Here is an 18196-nt window from a genome sequence, read left to right as displayed (position 1 = left end):
GATAAAAACCTTATTTTATTGATAATCATCAACGGAGGATTAAGGTTTGGGGGTTGGCGAGCGATCGCTCTCACGAATGTTAAGAAAGATCCGGGTAATGGATAGTTACAAAGGGAGGAGTTGGCGCGTGGGGTTTAACCCCCCGGATACTAAAGCTGAGAGTGCAAAGTTTTAAAAATCCTCATCCTCATCTATATCATCTTCATATTCATCATCGTCAGCAACTAAATCGTTGACCATGTCATCCGCAATTAAATCATCCTCCTCATCTAAAATTGACCTCTCACCACGTCGAGCACCAAAAGTACCCTCCCCTAAACTAGAAATGTCCAAGTTATAATTGCGTGCTGTGCGGTCATCTAACACCATATCCAGGGGGTCATCCACTTCATCTAAAACACTGCTACTCTCCGGCGTCCCATATTCATCTAAAGCCCCCGGCTCTTCGTAAGTGTTATAACCAGTCCCCGCAGGAATCAAGCGCCCAATAATGACATTCTCCTTCAACCCCCGCAGCCAATCAGATTTACCCTCAATAGCTGCCTCAGTTAATACCCTAGTAGTTTCTTGGAACGAAGCTGCAGAAATAAAACTATCCGTATTTAAAGAAGCTTTAGTAATCCCTAACAGCACAGGCGTATATTGTGCCTTCGCCCCCCCTGTAATCGACATCGCCTCGTTCACCTGCTCCACTTGTCGCAGTTCCACTAACTCCCCAGGAAGCATCGTAGTATCCCCACCATCATCAATTCTGACCTTGTTAGTCATCTGGCGGACAATTACCTCAATGTGCTTGTCAGCAATATCAATCCCCTGGGACTGATACACCATCTGTACTTCATTGACTAAAAAAGTCTGTACCTTTTGCAAAGCATGACTAGCACAAGCATAAACACCCTCCTCTGAACCTAGACTAAAGAAAACCTCTAGTATTTCATGGGGATTAGAAGGTCCATCGCTCAGTGGTTCTCCAGCTGTAACAGCCCCTCCATCTGGAATCATTAAATTTTGTCCTGGTCCTAGGGGGTACTCAGTCACCACCCCATTCGCCTCAACTACTCTACCGGCGATCGCCTCATCCCCATCACCATAAACCACCTGCAACTCCCCAGAGCGCCGAGCTAAAATACAAGCCTCCTTAGGCTTACGGGCCTCCAGCAACTCCTCAATCCGCGGCAAACCTTGGATAATATCCCCAGTCTTCGCCCGTTCAAACACCAGCAAAACCAAATTATCTCCCCGCTGCACCAAATCCCCATCTTCCACCTGCAAAACAGCCCCCGGACTCACACGGTAAGGGCGACCCACCCGGATATAAACAGCATATTCCTGCCCAGCCAGAGCCGAATCCTCACCAGTCGCAGCAGTTGTCTTCCTCTGAACCACAGACCAAACCTGCCCCGACTCCTGCGCAAACACCCCCGGAGCTAGCTCCGCCCCTTCGACCAACAAGTCACCCATCTTAACCTTAGGTTGGCTACAGCTGCTCACCACCACCTGGTCAACATCACGTAGAACCAAACAGCGCCGCACCGACTCTAGGTCTTCTCTCACCCCCCGGACAATTCCGCCCTCCTTAGCAAGAATCTTAGTACGCGCAACCACAGATCCACGGGCAATGCAATCCCCATCCTCCACCTCCAAACTAGTTTCTGTACTCCCTTGAGTAGCATCCGCCGCTATATCCCGCCGCACTACCAAAGACTCCAGAATCACCAGCTGCAAACGCTGCACTGCTGGATTTTCCGCATCTTGTACCAACTCAATGTCAGCAGCCAAAGGAGAACCACCATGGTCTTGTTCCCCATCTTGCTCAATCTCCAAAACCAACTGAGTCCGTAAAAGTTCCACCCCATCCACAGACTTAACACGTTCAGAATCCTTATAAGGCAAACGCTGTACCGCCCGCATTTGTATAGATCGCCCAGTTTGTTGGCTAATAGATGTTGTTGAAGGAACATCTGGATGATTAGGTACTGGAAACTCAATCACCGGACGGCTTAATAAAGCAGGACCTTCCGGAGTTTCCACATACTGAATGTAGCGTAACTCAGTCGCCACAGCACCGCGAAACTCCTGACCCGGTTGGACAAAAGTATTATCCACTCCCATAATTTCCTCCAAATCCCCAGCGTCAGTAGTAAGTCCCGCATCCATCAGCAGCAACTCACCCGGCTTAATCACCACCTCCCGGAGAATATCGTTTTTCTGGGTTATTTCTATCACTCCGCTGGTTTGACAGAAAATATCCTTAACAACCTCAGTACCAGCCTCCACAAATTGCCCATCTTCCACTAAAAGTAGGGAGATATCCTTATTCACCTCATGAGTTTCTTCCGGAATCCACAAAAGTGTACCCCCTTGAACCACCTCATAACCCAGTTTAGCTTTACCTTTCTTCTGAACCTCCACACCGGCGAACTTTAGAAAACCCCCCGTATTTGTACGATAGCGGTCATCAATTAGTTCAGCTACCACTTGACTATTTTGGACTTTTGTCCCCGGAGTCGCCCGTAAATTAAAAACTTGGTTATTACTAGTCGTAATCAAATAGTGGTTCCGACCTTGGGAACTTTCCACAGTCACCGTAGCTTGGTCTAAAACGACGGATGCTGTGATGATTTCAATTTCCCTAGCATTCTTTCCTGGGAGATTTTCCGGTAACCGTACTACACCCCCATGTTGTGTAGTTAACTTGGTTTCTGCTAAAACGCCGTTTTCTGAAATTCGGTCACCATTTTTTACCACCAATTCCGCCCCCGGTGGTAAATTGTAAACCTCTCCAGATAATACCCAAATTAAACCACCCCGGGCAGCCGTCGTAGTTGTGTTTCCTTGGCGGTCTGTCTTTTGTTCAGGTACAACCTCTGCAAATAACACTTCACCCGCCAAATCTGAAGCCACATCTTTGACCGCCTTTTCCGTATTCAAGCGGGTTGTCCTTCCACCTAGAGCCACCTCCGCCAGTAATTGACCGATTTTTACCTGCTGGCCATTCTGGACGTATAAGGTAGAACCTTGGGTAACATTGATTTCTTGGGCGACTTGGCTTTCATGGTCTGAGTGTAAATGAATGACTCCATTAGCTTCAACATATAAGGCATCTTCACCATGTCGCGTGCGATAAGTACGGGTGCGGAGTTTCCGGGGGAACCGGATAGTACCGTCACTCTTAGAACGAACCTGCTGCGCTACTTCACCGGTGAACACACCCCCGGTGTGGAAAGTACGCATTGTTAACTGTGTGCCTGGTTCTCCAATACTTTGGGCAGCAATAATGCCTACAGCTTCCCCTAAGTCTACCATTTTGGCATGGGCTAAACTCCAGCCGTAACAATGTTGACACACAGAACGCGCAGCTTCACAGGTTAAAGGCGATCGCACTACCACCTCAGTCACCCCAGCCTCATGGATTTTATCCGCCAACTCATCCGACACCGGAGTATTCCGGGGCGCAATTACTTTTCTTGTTTCAGGATGCACCACATCTTCAGCAATTACCCGCCCTAGCAACCGTTGAGACAGAGGAATCAAAATCTTACCCCCCTCCGTCATGGCACGTAAAGGAATACCCCTGGTAGTACCGCAGTCAATTTCCCGAATAATTACATCCTGGGAAACATCTACCAACCGCCGGGTCAGATAACCAGAATCCGCCGTCCGTAAAGCTGTATCTACCAATCCCTTACGTGCACCGTAAGAAGAAATAATATACTCAGTTACCGTCAGACCTTCCCGGAAATTGGTCTTAATCGGTAAATCAATAATTTCCCCCTGCGGGTCAGCCATCAAACCCCGCATACCCACCAACTGGCGCACCTGGGAAATATTTCCCCGCGCCCCTGAGAAAGCCATCATATACACAGAATTGAGAGGGTCAGTGCTTTTAAAGTGCACTACTACCTCATCCTTGAGGGCTTCACTAGTTCCGTTCCAGGTATCAATTACCTTTTGGAACCGTTCCACCTCTGTTATTTCCCCCCGTTGATAGCGGTTCTCTGTTGCCCGGATTTCCTCTTCTGCGGCTTCCAATAGCGATCGCTTAGTTGGGGGAATCATCAAATCATCCACACTAATAGACACCCCTGCCTTAGTCGCATAGCGGAACCCCAAATCCTTCAACTTATCCGCCATCACCGCAGTCCGCGCAGTCCCATAATAGGTAAACGCCCAAGAAATTAACTTTCTCAATTGACCCTTATCAACCACCCGATTCCGAAAAACAGCTTGTTCCTTAGTCATTATTAGTAATTCCCTATCTTGTAAAATTCAACACCCAACAGTCAACAGTCAACAGCCAACACCCAACAGTCAACAGTCAACAATTTACACTGCCAAAGCCTCCTGAATCGCCTTGTTATAAATCACACGACCCGGAGTAGTGCGGACATATTGAGAGATTAAATTACCTTGGGCATCCTCTCTGACTCTGCGATACTTATACATCACAGTCCGTGTCCCATCACCATTTTCCGTCACCTCCAGAGGTTCCACATCTGGTTTCTCAGTTTCCACATCCCCATCAAAGCGGACATAAATATAACTGTGTAGATCAACCTGCCCTTGATGGAAAGCCATAATCACATCATCCAAAGAGGCATAATACTTACCCGCCCCCTTGGTCGCCCGAGGGTTTTCCGCAGTTAAATAATACGCCCCCAGCACCATATCCTGACTAGGAGTAATAATCGGTCTCCCCGTAGCCGGAGATAAAATATTATTAGAAGCCAACATCAACAGCCGCGCTTCAGACTGACTTTCTAAAGACAAAGGCACATGCACAGCCATTTGGTCACCATCAAAATCAGCATTAAAAGCCGGACAAACTAAGGGGTGTAACTGAATCGCCCTACCCTCGACCAAAACAGGCTCAAAAGCCTGAATACCTAAACGGTGGAGGGTAGGCGCCCGGTTTAACATTACGGGGTGTCCCTCGATTACCTCCTCTAGCACATCCCACACACTAGGGTCGTTACGAGAAATCAACTTTTTCGCAGCCTTAATATTATTCACCATCCCACTGCGGATTAACCGATTAATCACAAAAGGCTGAAATAGTTCTATAGCCATTTCCCTGGGTAAACCGCACTGGTGAATATTCAACTTCGGACCGACGACAATTACCGAACGTCCCGAATAATCAACCCGCTTCCCCAACAAATTTTGGCGGAAACGCCCTTGTTTACCTTCAATAATGTCAGACAGCGACTTGAGGGGGCGATTATTTGCCCCCACCACAGTCCGACCCCGCCGACCATTGTCAATTAAAGCATCCACTGCTTCTTGCAGCATCCGCTTTTCATTCCTCACAATAATCTCCGGGGCTAAAATCTCTTGCAACCGCGCCAGCCGATTGTTGCGATTAATCACCCGGCGATACAAATCATTGAGATCACTAGTAGCAAACCTCCCCCCATCTAACTGCACCATTGGGCGTAAATCTGGAGGAATCACAGGAATCACAGACATAACCATCCACTCAGGTTTAGAACCAGTGGCGATAAAATTATCAATGACTCGCAGTCTTTTAATCAACTTAGCTCGTTTCTGACCCTTAGCCCCGGCAATTTCCTCCCGCAGGTTTTCGGCTTCTTGTTCTAAGTTAATATCAGCTAATAAACGCAGCAAGGCTTCTGCTCCAATACCTACTTCTACCCCTTGCAGTGTCGAATCTTCGCTGTAAATTTGGTCTTCAATTTCTAACCACTGATCTTCACTGAGCAACTGCTTATAACTTAAAGTTTCCGCATTACCAGGACTAAGCACCACATAGGAATTGAAATACACAATCTGCTCTACATCCCGTAAAGGCATATCCAGCAGAATTGAAATATAACTGGGAATACCCTTGAGATACCAAACATGGGCGACGGGGGCAGCTAGCTTTATATATCCCATGCGGTGGCGACGTACTCGCGACTCCGTTACCTCCACGCCGCAGCGTTCACAAACAATACCACGGTGACGGACTCGTTTGTATTTGCCACAGTGACATTCCCAATCTTTGGCGGGTCCAAAAATCCGCTCACAGAACAAGCCATCCATCTCCGGCTTGAGAGTACGGTAATTAATAGTCTCAGGTTTAGTGACTTCCCCCACCAACTGACCATTAGGTAAGGTTCGCTCACCCCACTGGCGAATACGTTCGGGTGATGCTAAACCGATTTTGACATAATCAAACTGATTTGACTGTATTGTTCTCATATTTCCTTAGTCATGAATAAATCCTTAAACGCCTTCACAGTTAACAGTTGACCGTTAACTGAAAAATACCGTCAACGGTCAACCGTCAACGGTCATGTGTACAAGTTTTTTTAGTCTTCCTCCAAAGAATCACGACTTAGAGACTCATAAGTAGGACGCGAAGGAGCACGTCGGACAGATTGATCCGCCATTAAATCCACCTCCACATCCAAGGAACTACCGTCAGATTGGGTCTCAACTTTATGGACAGCAATATCTAAACCTAAAGACTGCAACTCTCTCATCAAAACCTTGAATGATTCCGGCGTTCCAGGTCGAGGAATTGACTTACCCTTAACGATCGCATTCAAGGCCTCATTCCGTCCCTGCATATCATCAGACTTGACTGTCAGCAACTCCTGCAAGGTATAAGCTGCTCCGAAAGCCTCCAACGCCCAAACCTCCATCTCTCCAAATCTTTGCCCTCCCTGTTGAGCTTTACCCCCCAAGGGTTGCTGAGTTACCAAAGAATATGGACCTGTGGAGCGGGCGTGAATTTTATCATCGACTAAATGTACTAGCTTGAGAATATAAGCCACCCCTACTGTAATCGGTCGGTCAAAAGCCTCTCCAGTCCGACCATCAAACACCATAATCTTACCCGGGTTATCAGGGTTATACACCCAGTCTTTACCCGTTTCATCCCTTGCCTCCTGTAACTTCCCATGTACCAAAGTCCGGGAGGTCTCTTCACCATACATCTCATCAAAAGGTGTAATTTTAAACCTCACTCCCATGGTGTGGGCTGCCCAGCCCAACATACACTCAAACACCTGACCAACATTCATCCGGCTAGGTACACCTAATGGATTAAGGACAATATCCACGGTAGATCCATCAGCCAAATAGGGCATATCTTCGACGGGTAAAATCCGGGAAATAATCCCCTTGTTTCCATGGCGACCCGCCATTTTATCTCCCACCTGAATTTTACGCTTCTGGGCTACATACACCCGCACGACCATATTAGCCCCGGGGGGTAGCTCATCACCTTGTTCCCTAGTAAATAAACGAACATCAACTACGCGTCCTTTTTCTCCATTGGGAACCCGTAGGGAATTATCCCGCACGTCTCGCGCTTTCTCGCCAAAAATAGCCCGTAAAAGCTTCTCTTCCGGTGGTTGGTCAGACTCTCCCTTTGGTGTAACCTTTCCAACTAGTATATCTCCGGATTCGACCCAAGCACCAACCCGAATAATTCCCTGCTCATCTAGTTGGCGTAGAGCATCTTCCCCCACGTTGGGAATTTCTCTAGTGATTTCTTCAGGTCCTAGTTTAGTTTGTCTGGCCTCAATTTCATATTTCTCAATATGAATCGAAGTATAAACATCATCCTGCACTAATCGCTCCGAAATCAAAATCGCATCCTCGTAGTTATAACCCTCCCAGGGCATATAAGCGACAATGATATTTTGACCCAACGCTAACTCCCCACCTTCGGTAGAAGAGCCATCCGCAAGCACTTGACCGGCGATCACCCGCTCGCCAATCCTAACCAGAGGTTTTTGATTTAAACAAGTATCCTGATTAGACCTTTGGTATTTAGACAGGCGATACTTAATTTCTGGAGAGTCATTGAAAGGCTTAACCCGAATTTCCGTAGCATCCACATAGGTAACTTCTCCATCGGTGCGGGAAACAATCACCATCCCCGAATCCCTTGCACCTTGAGCTTCTAAACCAGTACCCACCAAAGGACGCTCCGGCTTTAACAGCGGTACAGCTTGGCGTTGCATATTGGAACCCATAAGAGCGCGGTTGGCGTCATCATGTTCCAAAAATGGAATCATGCTTGTGGCTACTGAAACAATTTGTACTGGGGAAACTGCTACATAATCCACTTGTTCTGGGGTTGTGGTTGCCCAGTCTTGGCGGTAGCGCACAGGTACAGAGGGTCCTTTAATGTAGCCATTTTCATCTAAAGGTATATCGCCGGTGGCAGTCCGCAGGTCGTCCTCTTCATCTGCTGTCATGTAAACTGGCGGTAAATCAAAGCGTACCCGACCATTTTCTACGGGTCTAAAAGGAGTTTCTAAAAATCCATATTGGTTAACCCGTGCATGTGTTGCTAATGAACCGATTAACCCCGCGTTTGGTCCTTCTGGTGTTTCAATGGGGCAAATTCTGCCATAGTGGGAAGGGTGAATGTCTCGCACTGCAAACCCAGCCCGTTCGCGTGTTAAACCTCCCGGACCAAGTGCGCTTAAGCGGCGTTTGTGGGTCAGTTCCGCTAAAGGATTTGTTTGATCCATAAACTGGCTTAATTGACTGGAGCCAAAAAATTCTTTGATTGCTGCTACTAATGGTTTAGGATTAACCAATGATGCTGGAGTTAAAACTTCTGCATCAGATACTGTCATCCGTTCCCGAATAATCCGCTCTAGGCGGTTTAACCCCACTCGTACTTGGTTTTGTAGTAGTTCACCCACACTTCTAACCCGACGATTACCTAGGTGGTCGATATCGTCGATATTCCCAATGTCATATTCTAGATTAATTAGATAGTCTACAGATGCTAGAATATCCACAGGGGTTAAGACGCGGGTAGTGTCAGGAACAGACAACCTTAATTTTTTATTGAGTTTATACCGACCCACGCGACCAAGGTCGTAACGTTTGGCATCGAAAAAGCGGGAATCTAACAGCTGTTGTCCCCCTAGTACTGTGGGTGGTTCACCGGGGCGTAATTTCCGGTACAATTCCATTAGGGCTTCTTCTTCGGAAAATTGACCTTCCTTCTCAATAGTTTTTTGGAAATATTCCGGGTGGCGCAGGGCGTCAAATATTTCGTTGTCGGATAAGCCTAGGGCTTTTAATAGCACTTGGGCTGAGAGCTTGCGGGTTTTGTCGATGCGTACCCAGACTAAATCATTACGGTCAGTTTCAAATTTTAGCCAAGCCCCCCGATTAGGGATTAAGCTGGCTGAATAAGTACGTCGTCCGTTTTTGTCTATTTCCGACTTGTAGTAAACTCCGGGCGATCGCACTATTTGATTAACAATGACCCGTTCAGCCCCATTAATAATAAAAGTCCCACGGTCAGTCATCAAAGGCAAATCGCCAATAAATACCTCTTGTTCCTTAATATCCCCGGTTTCTTTATTCAATAAACGTGTAGGCACATACATTTGTACAGCGTAAGTACTATCACGTCGTTTCGACTCCTCAACACTGTACTTTGGCTCTTTCAGTTTATAGTTATGTCCTAAAAAATGTAACTCTAATTTGCCCGTGTAATCCGTAATTGGGCTAAAAGAATTTAATTCCTCTATCAGCCCCTCCTCTAAAAACCAGCGGAAACTTGATCGCTGGATTTCAATCAAATCCGGTAATAAAAAAGCCGATTCCATATATTTATCTGTAGTCATAACCCTACCCTCAATCAATCTACCTAAAATTGTTTATTAGACCCTGCAAAAGTCTGGTTTTTCCCCATTCCCCAACTCAGCGCATTATATCTATCACCTCTAGAAAGACCTGTTCCCTTTTCCACACCTAAACAAACCTTGCCATTTAAGCTAAAAAGAAAGTTTTTGACAAAAGCTAAATTGGCTCACTTATCTCCCTAGCAGCTGCGCTAAAATCCAGAAATTAAAGGAGCTAACATCACTTACGAAGAGCTACTAGATATCATAAAAAAGCCGGGAATTTTCCCATCTCTTTCCTCATCACATTAACGCACCATTTATAGTTACATTTGTCTGTTCATAAACAGGTAAAAAGCATAGCACCTCGTTAAAATTGACGTGTCACATTGTTGCTCTGTTTTGCTCCATTTCTATCGACTACCCCAGATCACGCCATAACACGCGACATGATTTACCCTTAACAAATTTCTATAGGTTGAGTATTGCTCCATGCGCAGTTTTAAACAAAGTCACCAGCGAAAGTCAAACTGCCAAACCAGTCATAAAATCAAAACATCCGCTTGTTGAGATCAGGGGGATGATCAAGTTGATCACATGACAAAATCAAGCTTAAGAGTTTGTAATTCCTTCCTTTTTGATTATCGCTTATTCAAGTTTTGAAGGGATTCATCTTAGCATAACCTTGTCCTGCCGGAGTTAGACCTTGATCAAAGCCGCCTCCCACACAAAAAGGGAGGAATTTCACCAGGGGCGGCTTTAGTAATATCCCCATTTATGGTAGTTGATATCTATGTTTCACATCTGGGAACCCGGTCACACCCACTAATCCAAATAATTTACAAGCATTTTCAGTAGTTTGAGTAGCAATGGCTTCTAAAGTCTCCCCACGCAAATCGGCTACCTTTTCCGCCACATAACGGACATAGGCTGGCTCATTCCGCTTTTCACCCCGTTTAGGGACAGGGGACAAAAATGGGCAGTCTGTTTCCACTAGTAGGCGATCGCCTCTGACGATCGCGGCTGAAGCTTGTATGGCTTTGGCATTTTTGAATGTTACCGTTCCGCTAAAGCTAATATAGAAACCTAAGTCCATAAACCATTGAGTTTCTTCTGGTGTTCCACCCCAACAATGCATGACACCTCTGGGGATTTCTCCCATCTTTTCCCGCCACTGTAGCAATATTTCCCTCACTTCCCGCGCGGCATTACGACAATGGATAATCACCGGTAAATTGAGTTGGCTAGCGATCGCCAATTGTGCTTCAAACACTATGCGCTGTGCTGCGTAGTTATCTGCCTTATAGAGATCCATACCCATCTCCCCAATGGCTACCACCTTCGCTTCAGAACTAGCCAAAGATTTGATTTGCACGGCTGTATCGCTCCCCCACTTGTCAACATCCAAAGGATGTAAACCAACGGAGAAGCTGAGTTCCGGTAACTGGTGCGCTAAGGATTTGATCCCCGAAAATTCTGACGGTTCGACGCACGAATGTACTAAACGCACTACACCTGCTTCTTGCCATCGCGATCGCACTCTTGCTAAATCCCCCTTGAATGTATCAAAATTCAGATGGACGTGAGTATCAATCAAAATTAGACCACCCGTGGGCGGGAGGCTTGCATTGTCCTTTTTGCTCATGAGTTCTTATGTCGCAACGCCAAGGGCTACCCTGATGCTAGATCGGTTTTTATGATTCCCTGACCAGTAATCAGTCAGAGTAACTGATTACTGATAGAGTAGCGTGGCGTAAGCCATACACTTGAACTACTCAGCAGATGCTGGGGTGAGTGGCTTGAGTTTCCGAGCCAGTCTTGATTTTTTTCTAGCGCCATTGTTCGGATGTAGAACACCGCGCTTGACCGCTTTGTCAATTTTGCTGACAGCCGCAGACAGCCGCACCTGTACCTCTTTCTCTAAATCTGAGTTAGGATTAGCTGCATAGACATCTACAGCGCTAAAGTATTTTTTCATCAGCGTTTTTACTGCTGATTTGTAAGCTTTGTTCCGCAGACGATTGCGTTCTGCGATTTGGGCGCGTTTAAGAGCAGATTTTGTATTCGCCACGGTCAATTCCAGAAATACTATTAATATGTACACACACTACTAGACTTACTAATATAGCACTCATACTGCCAATGTCGGAATTTATCAAAAAAAACTTTTTCTATGGCTAACGCCACGCTATCGCTATGGGCAGTAGAGAGTGGCAAGTAGGATTACGACTATGGAACAGACGGGGGTAGTGTGGTCTGCGGCGTTACTCCACAAAGCCTCATGATCAATTAAAGTATCCTTGACAACTTTACCGTTGGCGTGTACTCATTGGCTAAAATGCGTTAAGATAAGGTACCCATAAAAATATCGCGATAAGCGGGAAACTCAGCGGCTTTAGCCCTGAGAGGGAAGCGACTTAGTGGTTAAAACCACCGTGGTCTTTTCAGGTGAAAAGTAGCCAGTAAGCTAGGCTTAGACTTTAAGTGAAAACTACTGTTGGTAGCCTTGGAAGTATTAAAAAAAATCCAGGTTAAGCTATAGAAGAGAGTTAGGACGATCTCGATAACCTCATGGTTGAAGAGTTAAGACTAATTCTCAGGCGGGAATATCCTAAATTTTGGCATTATCCTTACTCCATGCTGCGAATCATTACTCAGCAGGCAGATGTTGTATCAGAACTGCAACGTATCTGCAACCGTACTCACGATGAACACGTGCTTCACAAAGAAGCAACTGTGCGCGAAGTACTGCAAGCAGTGAAGCGCCAAGGCGACAAAGCTGTTTTGCATTATACAGCTGAATTCGATAACCAAACCCTGAAACCAGAGGAGTTGCGTGTTACTGGCTCGGAAATGGATGCAGCCTACCAACAAGTATCGCGGGAGCTACTCCAGGCGATTCAGTTGGCTAGCTGCAAGATTGAAGCATTTCACCGGCAGCGTGTGCCGAAAAGTTGGGTACACTTTGGTGATGATGATGTCGTGCTGGGCAAACGCTATACTCCTGTAGACTGTGCTGGTTTATATGTTCCTGGCGGTCGCGCAGCTTATCCGAGTACTGTGCTTATGAATGCTATTCCAGCTAAAGTGGCTGGTGTACCGCGTGTAGTAATGGTAACACCACAGGGTAACAGAAAAGCAATTAACCCGGCTGTTTTGGTGGCCGCACAAGAAGCGGGGATAAGAGAAATTTATCGTGTGGGAGGGGCACAAGCGATCGCGGCTTTAGCCTATGGTACAGATACGATTCCGAAAGTGAACGTAATTACCGGTCCGGGCAATATATATGTCACCTTAGCGAAAAAACTAGTTTACGGCACTGTCGGCATTGATTCCCTAGCCGGTCCGAGTGAAGTTTTAATTATTGCCGATGAAACAGCAAATCCTGTAAATGTGGCGGTGGACTTGTTAGCCCAAGCAGAACATGACCCAATGGCGGCGGCGATTTTGTTGACCACAGATACAGCTTTAGCCAAAAACGTACAAGTAGCGGTGGAAAGACAGTTAGTAGATCATCCACGACGGATAGACACGGAGAAGGCGATCGCCCACTATGGTTTAATTGTAGTTGTAGAATCCTTATCGGCAGCAGCAGCATTTTCTAATGAATTCGCCCCAGAACACCTAGAATTACAAGTTCAAGATCCCTGGGGATTACTTGCGGATATTCGCCACGCTGGGGCAATATTCTTAGGGGACTCAACACCAGAAGCCCTAGGAGACTATTTGGCCGGGCCTAACCATATATTGCCAACTTCCGGTGCTGCTCGTTATGCTTCACCTTTAGGAGTAGAAACCTTTCTTAAACATTCCAGTATTATTCAATACTCACAGACAGCACTGGAAAAGGTAGCTGGGGCAATTGACGCTTTAGCAACAATGGAAGGACTACCATCTCATAGAGATTCAGTGCGACGGAGAATTCAGCAGCAAGAGTAATTATCAATGTTGATTTTTTGGATAATCTATTGTAAAAACTTACTCAGTGGAGGCACAATAGAAGATTGTCACTCAGTAGCCACAATAGAGCAGGGTTATAAGTGACAATAACTTGTATCAGGGAATTATATTAAAGGGTTATACCTTTGAGGAGATCAGTGGTGCTAAAAAATGTTTTGGTAGCTCTTGACGGATCGGAAATTGCAGAACGAGTCATTGACAGTTTAAATGACTTGGTGTTTTCCTGTGATACCAAGGTCATTCTGTGTCATGTATTTCCCACGCCAGAGTCAAAGATGCAACTATCCACAGATAGCGATCATCGAGAATCTTCCAACCTGCCTGATTTCCATATTGAAAAACTACTGTTAAATTATAAGGAAAAATTAACATTTAAGAGTGAATTAGAATTGGTAACAGGAGATCCTGCCGAAGAAATTATTCGTCTTGCTAACATTTACAAGGCGGATCTAATTATCATTGGTAGTCGCGGGTTAACTGGGATGAAGCGAATTGTTTTGGGTTCTGTGAGCACTCAAGTAGTGGAGGAGGCTAATTGTTCGGTGTTCGTGGTGAAACCAACCTGACAAGCAGTTAAGGAACATGGGGTAAAATTTAAGGATCAGTTTTTCCTGGAGGCGATTAATCACGGGCTTTTGTGTAAAAGCGATTAAAGGCCTCTTTCGCATTAATTAATTGACTAAAAACTGCCGCAAACTTAACAAACTTAGGGTATGACCTAGATTTAAAGGAAGAATTGAAACCCCTTCCAAGCGGGACTGAACCCAACCTTCTCCCCAGTACCATTCATGAAAGCCATCAATACCTCCACTAAGTAGCAACCGCAAACAATTAGGTTTCGCCACATCTACTTGATGATGAATTGCAATTGGGCCAGTCCAGGTTGTAAACTGAAAGCCAGTGTGCAGTTCTTCTGGCATTCCTGGGGTAAAAGTTTGTCCTACCAGCCATTGGGCTAGTTTATCGGGGTGTTGCAAACTATTACGAATTGCACTGGCGGAGGCTGTGATTTCTATTCTTAGTTGACTTTTTTGAAAATTACCAAGCATTTCTTAATAATTATTTAAGGTTTAAGTCCGAATTTCGGTGCACTGTAGTTCTAGTATTGCAAATACAATCATATTCTGCATGGGACGGGGCGTAATCAGAGAGTCGTTTTCTACTTAAAATAGAGAATGTAGGCTTATTAAGAAACGTAAGGTTTTTCATGGCTGATCAATTAATTCGTGCCACAGCTGCCGATGGTGGTATTCGTGCTGTAGGTGTTATTACTAATCGTTTAACAGAAGAAGCACGGCAACGTCATGGGCTGTCCTATGTGGCAACAGCAGCACTAGGGCGGACTATGGCGGGTGGCTTGTTGATGGCTTCTAGTATGAAGCGACCTGGTTCTAGAGTGAATGTCCGCATCAAGAGCGATGGTCCTCTGGGTGGTATCCTTGTAGATGCTGGTTTAGATGGAACAGTACGGGGCTATGTGGCCAACCCATCTGTAGAATTGCCTCCTAATGAAAAAGGTAAGTTGGATGTTGGTGGTGCAGTGGGTAAGGGCTATCTCTATGTAGTGCGAGATATTGGTTATGGCTACCCTTACTCTAGTACCGTAGAGCTGGTATCGGGGGAAATAGGGGATGATGTGGCGCATTACTTAGTTAATTCTGAACAAACACCTTCAGCCTTAGTTTTAGGGGTGTTTGTAGGAGCAAGTGGTGTAACTGCTGCTGGGGGATTGCTAGTGCAAGTTTTACCGAAGGCTGCTAGAGATGAAGCCCTAGTAGAAACATTGGAGTCTCGTGTATCTAGTTTATCCGGATTTACCCCATTATTACAAGCTGGTAAGACTTTACCAGAAATTTTTGATGACTTACTCGGAGACATGGGTCTGTCAATATTTCCGGAACGTCAAATGTTGCGCTTCCACTGTGGTTGTTCTTTTGACCGCGTACTAGGAGCATTAAAAATGCTGGGAGCGGAGGAATTACAAGATATGATAATTAAAGATAATGGTGCAGAAGCAACTTGTGAGTTTTGCGGCGAGGTTTATCAAGCAAGTAGCAATCAGCTAGCTAAATTAATTGTTGATTTGGAAACAGAATCTTCGGTTTCTGGCTAAAGTCTATAATAATACAAAAAGATGATAATTTTCATGGTATCTGTAGTCGGAGAATATTGAATCAGGTACCTTTGGAATTATCAACGAGTTACTATGACGGCATCATATCAGCATAGAACAGTTAACTATTCAACTACTTTGGTGTGAGAGATGACACAGCGGGATATTCTAGAAAATTGGCCTCCATCTAAAGCAGGAGAGCCAGATGATATGATAGGGTTATCCCCAATGCCACAATTCGCTAAAACTCAAGCATTTGGTGTGCAGGCTAATGGTTCAACCTCTAAGTCAGTGAATCGACAACAACAAGACAGTTACGAATTACCTTTACATCAGCAGTCAGCCGCAACTAGTGTACCCGGTCAAAAGTCTGGGAAATCCCCCGGCTGGATGAAAAACTGGTTTTTGTGGGGATTAATATTAACATTGATACCTGGTAGTATCGGGTTCGTAGCAATGACAGTGTTGCTGAAACTACCAAGTAGTCCCACTTGTACTGCAATTTCTCGACCTTTTGTCAGCGCTTCAGTGAGGTTATACTGCGCTCAGAAGTTAGCTGCTGGGCAAAATGTGGATGATTTACTGCGAGCGATCGCTTTGGTGAGTAAAATATCAGAGGATCACCCATTGGCGGGAGAAGTTAACCGTTTTGTTGCCGAATGGTCGAAAGACATTTTACGGATTGCAGACGAGAGTTTTCAGTCAGGTAATTTAGAGGATGCCATAGCTACTGTCCGTCAGATACCTAAACATTTGGCAGCTTATAAATTAGTAGATGAACAAGTTAGTAAATGGGAGTTAATTTGGTCTCAGGCGGAAGACATATATAAGCAGACTGAAGAGGAACTAAAAAAACAGCGTTGGCAATCAGCATCTATCCTAGCCGCTCAATTAATGGGTGTAGATAATGAGTACTGGTCTGGCGTTAAGTATAATCAATTAGATAAATTAATTACATCAACAAGGGAAGATGCTGATAAGTTAGCAAATGCGGAACGTTTAGCAAATACCAGAGTTTCAGATAACTTATTAAAAGCGATTGAACTTTCTGAGTCCCTCAGTCCGGAAAGCTACCTTTATCAACAAGCACAAGAGTTGATTCCTGAAATTGGGCGAAAAATGCTGGATTTGGCACAAGCAAGCCTGGATAGGAGGGATGCGGGAAAAGCTATAGATATTGCCAGACAAATCCCAGATAATGCCCAATTGCAGGTAGAAGTGAAAGACTTTATTACTTTAACTGAGGCCAAAAGGAATGCATGGATTGGTACTGTGTCTGGTTTAGAAACAGCAATCTTTGAGGCGCAACAAGTTGATGCTTCCAGAGCAATTTATGGTGAAGCACAGGGGTTAATTGCTAGTTGGCAAGTGGAAATTGAAGATGTGGCACGTTTGGAAAGAGCCAGGACACTTGCTAGTCCAGGGACAATCGAAGACTTGACAGCCGCTATTGCTGAAGCGCAGTTAGTTTCTGGTAATAGTCCCCGGGCTGCGGAAGCGAGGACGGAGATTAACCGTTGGCGTGACCAAGTTCAGACTATTGAAGATAGACCGATTTTAGAACGGGCTCAACAATTAGCATGGCCTTCAAATGATATTAATGCTTTGCAAGCCGCAATATCTGAAGCTAGACAAATCCGTGAGGGTCGGGCCTTGTATTCTGAGGCACAGAGCAGAATTAGGCAGTGGACAGATACCATTGAGCGCACACAAGATCAGCCATATTTAGATAGAGCCAGAATGTTAGCCCAAGGTGGTAATTTTACTGCTGCTATTAATACAATACAACCGATTGCATCATCGGGGCGATCGCTTTCTGGGGAAGCTAGAAACAATATACGTAATTGGCAAGGACAAATCCGTGCTAGAGAAAACTGGGCTAGGGCGCAACAGGTAGCAGGTGGCGGTACGCCAGAAGCCTTATCTCAAGCGATCGCCATAGCGAATCGTGTTCCCAGAAGTAGCACTTTACGCATGGATGTGAATTTTGCCGTTAACCAATGGAGTCAGCAGTTATTAAGCATTGCTAATTCTCAGAGTAATTCTAATCTTGCCAGGGCGATTGAGACGGCGAAGTTAATTCCCCGAGGTAGTTCTGCTTATAATACAGCGCAGCAGCAAATTAAGAATTGGGAGCAGTTACTTAATCCTGAGCCTCCACCATTTGAGCCTATAGTTCCGATTGTTGAAAGTAGTTTTTAATCTGGATATCTGATTTTCTTAGGTTTTTTGCAACCTTCTGGTCACGGATTGTAGGTGATTGTAACATAAACCGACCCCAGCCCTCCCCTTGTGATGCTATTCATTACCCACATTTTTCTTAACAATCTTGAAACATTTATGTGGCAACGGTTTCAACGCTTGAAAATTTCCATACTCTTGACAAAATGTACCTTATTCTTATTGATAAAAACCTTATTTTATTGATAATCATCAACGGAGGATTAAGGTTTGGGGGTTTGCGAGCGATCGCTCTCACGAATGTTAAGAAAGATCCGGGTAATGGATAGCCTTG

At 45.3% G+C, this 18196-nt stretch carries 8 protein-coding genes and 1 pseudogene; 4 read left to right on the top strand and 5 right to left on the bottom strand.

Annotated elements, in window-relative coordinates:
- Positions 1–171: 171 nt before the first annotated feature.
- The 4 genes and pseudogenes from NWP21_RS06635 to rpsT form a co-directional block, all read right to left on the bottom strand.
- Positions 172–6204, bottom strand: a pseudogene (locus NWP21_RS06635) (DNA-directed RNA polymerase subunit beta'').
- Positions 6205–6314: 110 nt separating this feature from the next.
- Positions 6315–9611 (bottom strand): DNA-directed RNA polymerase subunit beta, encoded by a 3297-nt coding sequence (gene rpoB / locus NWP21_RS06630; RefSeq protein WP_280792082.1) that lies wholly within the window; start codon positions 9609–9611, stop codon positions 6315–6317.
- Between the two features lie 772 nt (positions 9612–10383).
- A complete protein-coding gene (locus tag NWP21_RS06625; protein WP_280792081.1) occupies positions 10384–11253 on the bottom strand; it encodes a TatD family hydrolase in 870 nt (289 codons plus the stop codon).
- A 126-nt stretch (positions 11254–11379) separates the two neighbouring features.
- Entirely contained in the window at positions 11380–11679 is a 300-nt protein-coding gene (rpsT, locus tag NWP21_RS06620) for a 30S ribosomal protein S20 (RefSeq protein WP_271734652.1), read from the bottom strand.
- Positions 11680–12245: 566 nt separating this feature from the next.
- Between rpsT and hisD the strand changes: the two genes are divergently transcribed.
- The gene (gene hisD / locus NWP21_RS06615; protein WP_280792125.1) at positions 12246–13547 is read left to right on the top strand and encodes a histidinol dehydrogenase; all 1302 of its coding nucleotides are present in this window, start codon (positions 12246–12248) and stop codon (positions 13545–13547) included.
- 161 nt (positions 13548–13708) lie between these two features.
- Positions 13709–14134 carry a universal stress protein gene (locus tag NWP21_RS06610; RefSeq protein WP_280792080.1) on the top strand — a complete coding sequence of 142 codons (426 nt, stop codon included), beginning with the start codon at positions 13709–13711 and terminating at the stop codon, positions 14132–14134.
- A 105-nt stretch (positions 14135–14239) separates the two neighbouring features.
- Here NWP21_RS06610 and NWP21_RS06605 read toward each other — a convergent pair whose 3' ends face one another.
- The gene (locus tag NWP21_RS06605) at positions 14240–14617 is read right to left on the bottom strand and encodes a hypothetical protein (protein WP_271734655.1); all 378 of its coding nucleotides are present in this window, start codon (positions 14615–14617) and stop codon (positions 14240–14242) included.
- Between the two features lie 158 nt (positions 14618–14775).
- Between NWP21_RS06605 and hslO the strand changes: the two genes are divergently transcribed.
- Together hslO and NWP21_RS06595 are read left to right on the top strand one after the other, a co-directional pair.
- Complete coding sequence (hslO, locus tag NWP21_RS06600; protein WP_280792079.1) at positions 14776–15681, top strand: Hsp33 family molecular chaperone HslO; 906 nt, start codon at positions 14776–14778, stop codon at positions 15679–15681.
- Between the two features lie 150 nt (positions 15682–15831).
- Complete coding sequence (locus NWP21_RS06595) at positions 15832–17883, top strand: chromosome segregation ATPase (protein ID WP_280792078.1); 2052 nt, start codon at positions 15832–15834, stop codon at positions 17881–17883.
- Positions 17884–18196: the final 313 nt, after the last annotated feature.

Origin of the sequence: Anabaenopsis sp. FSS-46 (genome assembly GCF_029891665.1) — a bacterium.
Classification (GTDB): domain Bacteria; phylum Cyanobacteriota; class Cyanobacteriia; order Cyanobacteriales; family Nostocaceae; genus Anabaenopsis; species Anabaenopsis arnoldii.
This window is presented reverse-complemented; position numbering and strand designations above follow the sequence as displayed.

Excerpts from the sequence above, each read along its gene's own strand:
- NWP21_RS06595 (WP_280792078.1), top strand. The coding sequence starts at position 15,832 with ATGACACAGCGGGATATTCTAGAAAATTGGCCTCCATCTAAAGCAGGA.
- hslO (WP_280792079.1), top strand. The coding sequence starts at position 14,776 with ATGGCTGATCAATTAATTCGTGCCACAGCTGCCGATGGTGGTATTCGT.
- hisD (WP_280792125.1), top strand. The coding sequence starts at position 12,246 with ATGCTGCGAATCATTACTCAGCAGGCAGATGTTGTATCAGAACTGCAA.
- rpoB (WP_280792082.1), bottom strand. The coding sequence starts at position 9,611 with ATGACTACAGATAAATATATGGAATCGGCTTTTTTATTACCGGATTTG.
- NWP21_RS06625 (WP_280792081.1), bottom strand. The coding sequence starts at position 11,253 with ATGAGCAAAAAGGACAATGCAAGCCTCCCGCCCACGGGTGGTCTAATT.
- NWP21_RS06605 (WP_271734655.1), bottom strand. The coding sequence starts at position 14,617 with ATGCTTGGTAATTTTCAAAAAAGTCAACTAAGAATAGAAATCACAGCC.